The following is a 3,820-nucleotide window of genomic DNA, read 5'->3' on the forward strand; positions in this document are numbered from 1 at the left end:
TATCCCGCCCGNGACGGCCGCGCCCCACCGGGGCGGGGCACGGGCGCTGCAACGCCACGCGGACGAGGTCGCGGCGGCGTTCCGCCGCCAGGCGGCGGCCCTGCGCGCCCGTGAGCCGGCGGGCGCCGCGCTCCCGGCCGTCGCCCGGGCCCGCGCCGCGCTGGTGGTCGAACTCGACGGCGCGCCCGCACCGGGCACCGACGGACGGGTGTCGCTGCACGCGGTGGACGTGGCGGTGTGGCTCGCGGGGCTGCTCGACGACCTCCAGCAGATCCACGAGCCCGGCCCGCCGGACGACGCGCGGTCCGCACCGCCGGCCGGTTCGTTTCGGAAGGGTTGACCGGGGCCCGATGGGCGGAAGGTACGCCCGGGGCCGGACTTGTGCGAACGAGTCATTCCGATGAGCCGGTCCGATGGTCAAGGAAGAACAAAGTTCAGGGGCCCTCGAAATACTCCTGAAATAGAACAGAAATATGAGCTACTCGACCGTGTTCGGTTCCGTCCGATGAAATGACCGACCCGGTCGCCTGCCGGGACGCTGCCGGGCACGGGCCGTCCGCCGGGAGTGCGCCGGGAGCCGCTGGGCCGGGCCCGGAGCCGGCGCCCGCTCGGCCGCCGATCCGATCGTGTCCGCATCGCCGCTGCCCGGAGCCCGGTCGACGGCCCTCCCTCGGGCGGGGCGCGGCCGTCGCGGGGGGAGCGTTCGCGTACGCCCCGCGACGGCCGCGCGCCCGGAAACGGTGGCCCACGGCGTCGGGTGGCGCGCGGAGGCGCGCCCGCCGCCGGAAATGCGACCGAGCGCGAGCCGGGTGCACTGCACCGGGAGTCCGGTCCGAACGTGCGCTGTTGCGGAGAATTCGTGGCGGCTCCACTATTCGGAGGCTCCACTATTCGGAGGGCCGCATCGCCATACCGGATTCCGACCGCCGGGGTCGCTCCCGGCCAGTACGAACCGAACGACCCGGATCGCGATTCCTCCGGGCCGGCCCGGCCTCCGCATTCCCCGCCCCGTCGCCACCGGGGTGCCACGCCGCACCACGGTCCCGTCCGGCCGCGCCCCGCACCGCTGCCGTCGGACGGCCGCGTCCCACCGTGCTCCGCTCCGTGCGTCCCGCCATGCCCGCGGCGTGCCGCGCACCACCCGCCGCGCACCACCCGCCCCGCCCGTTCCGGCCCCGCCACGAGGAGGGTTCCGTTGGACAACCGCTACGAGGCCTACGCCTACGCCGACCCGCTCTTCTACGACTCGCCCCGGCGCTGGGGAGCGCAGGAGGAGTTCGCCGCCGTGACCCGGCCGCTGCCCGAGGGCTGGGAGCGCGGGGACCTGGAGATGTGGGCCGTGGTGCGTCCGGCGGGTGTGCGGATCCCGGACCAGGGCTGGAAGATCCATGTCTCCGCGTGCCTCGGGACCGCGGAGGAGGTGCTGGAGACCGTCCACTCCTTCTGTCTGCGGGAGCGGATCACCTTCAAGTTCCTGCGCGGACTGCCCATCCTCCAGGTGCAGAACTCCAAGTACGCGCCCCGCGGTTCCAGCGGGAAGTTCTGCACCCTGTACCCGGTCGACGACGCCGAGCTGCAACGCTGTCTCGACGGGCTCGGCCCGCTGCTGGCCGGCCACCGGGGCGCGTACATCCTGAGCGACCTGCGCTGGAAGGACGGGCCGCTGTACCTGAGGTACGGCGGGTTCGCCGAGCGCTACTGCCGCAACGACGCCGGGGAGCTCGTCCTCGCCCTGGCCGGACCGGACGGCCGGCTCGTGCCGGACGTGCGCGGGGCCGCGTTCTCGGTGCCGCCCTGGGCGCCGGTGCCGGAGTGCATCGCCGAGGCGGTCGCGGAACGCGCGGCACCGCAGGACACCGGACTCCCGTACACCGTCGAGCGGGTCCTGCACTTCTCCAACGCCGGCGGCGTCTACCTGGCCCGCGACGGGCGGGACGGGCCGCAGGTGGTGCTCAAGGAGGCCCGGCCGTTCGCCGGACTCGACCAGCGCGGCGTCGACGCGGTGACCAGGCTGCGCAACGAGCACGCCGTCCTGGTACGGCTGGCCGGCGTCCCCGGAGTGCCCCGGGAGCACGGGCTGCTGACGGCCTGGGAGCACGAGTTCCTGGTCCAGGAGTACATCGCCGGACAGTCCCTGAGCGAGTGGCTGACGGTCCGCTACCCGCTGATCCACCCCGACACCGACGAGGAGGCCGTCGCCGGGTACACCCGCGACGCCCTGGCCGTCGTCGACCAGGTGGAACGGGCGGTGGCGGCGATCCACGAGCGCGGCGTCGTCTTCGGCGACCTCCACCCGCGCAACCTGATCATCCGGCCGGACGGTGAGCTGTGCCTGATCGACTTCGAACTCGCCAGCACCGTCGACGACTTCCTGCGCCCCGCGCTGGGCGCCGCCGGCTTCACCGCCCCGCCCGGCCGCACCGGGACGGACGTGGACCGGTACGCGCTGGCGGCGCTGCGGCTGTGGCTGTTCTACCCGCTGGTCCAGCTCACCGCCCTCGACCCGGACAAGGCCGGGCAGCTCGCGGACGCCGTCGAGCACCGCTTCCCGGTGCCGCCCGGCTACACCGACGACATCCGCCGTCTGCTCGGCCGTACCCCCGGTGACGGGCGCACACCCCGACCCGAACTCTCCGAGGGCCGCGCCGGGACCCGCGCGCTGCTGGAGGCGCCGGTCGCCGACTGGCCGGCGATCCGCGACTCGCTCGCCGCCGGGATCGCCGCGGCCGCCACCCCCGAACGCTCCGACCGCCTGTTCCCGGGCGACGTCGCCCAGTTCGCCCACGGCGGGCTCGGCCTGGCGCACGGCGCGGCCGGGGTGCTCTACGCCCTGCACAGCACCGGGGCCGAGGTCGACCCCGCACACGTGTGGTGGCTGGCCGAGGCCGCCCTCGGCCGCCGGACGTCGCCCGGCCTCTACCACGGCGGCCACGGCGTCGCGTACGTCCTGGACCTGCTGGGGGAGCGCGAACGGGCGCTGGAACTGCTGCACCGGCTCGACGGGCACGCTGCCGACGGCGATTCGGCGCCCGCGCCGACCCTGGCCTCGGGCGGGCCCGGGACCGCGCTCACCCTGCTGCACTTCGCCCGCGCCACGGGCGAGGAGCGGCTGTTGGAGGAGGCCCTGAACGCGGCCGGCGCCGCCGCGACCGCCTGGGAGAAGCACGGGGGCGCCGCCGCCGGGCTGCTGGCCGGTGCCTCGGGCGCCGCGCTCGCGCTGGTCCGGCTGTACGAACACACCGGTGACCGCACCCTGCTCGACCGCGCCGAGGCCCTGCTCGAACTCGACCTCGCCCGCTGCGTCCAGGTGAGCGACGGCACCCTCCAGGTGGTCGACCGGCGCCGCGTCCTGCCCTACATCGAGACCGGCAGCGCCGGGATCGGGATCGTCCTGGACGCGCTGCTGCGCCATCGGCCCGCCGCCGCCGCGGCCGAACGGCAGGCGCTGATCCGCAGGGCCGCCGAGCCGGAGTTCGTGATCCAGGCGGGCCTCTTCAACGGACGGGCCGGACTCATCGGCTACCTGGCCCTGACCGGCGACCGCGCCGACGAGGGCCCGGGGAACGGCCCCGGCGGTGCGTCCCTCGACCGGCACCGGGCGCTGCTGGCGCTGCACCAGGTGCCCTACCGCGGCCGCCTCGCCTTCCCCGGCGACCAGCTGCTGCGGCTGTCCACCGACCTCGCGACCGGATCGGCCGGGGTGCTGCTGGCCCTGGGCACGGCGTTCGCCGGCACCCCGTTCCTCCCGTTCACCGGCCCGGCCGTCACCGCACCGTCGACGGTCACCGCACCGCCGGCCGCCACCGCACCGTCGGCCGCG

The 3,820-nt window shown here is 75.5% G+C and carries 1 protein-coding gene; it reads left to right on the forward strand.

Features of this window, described 5'->3' with window-relative positions; genetic code table 11:
• Nucleotides 1-1,195 precede the first annotated feature (1,195 nt).
• On the forward strand, nt 1,196-3,820 hold a 2,625-nt coding region (gene lanKC / locus VR45_RS35465; RefSeq protein WP_063772606.1), incomplete at its 3' end, for a class III lanthionine synthetase LanKC.

This window comes from Streptomyces sp. NRRL S-495 (assembly GCF_000966955.1).
Lineage (GTDB): Bacteria > Actinomycetota > Actinomycetes > Streptomycetales > Streptomycetaceae > Kitasatospora > Kitasatospora purpeofusca.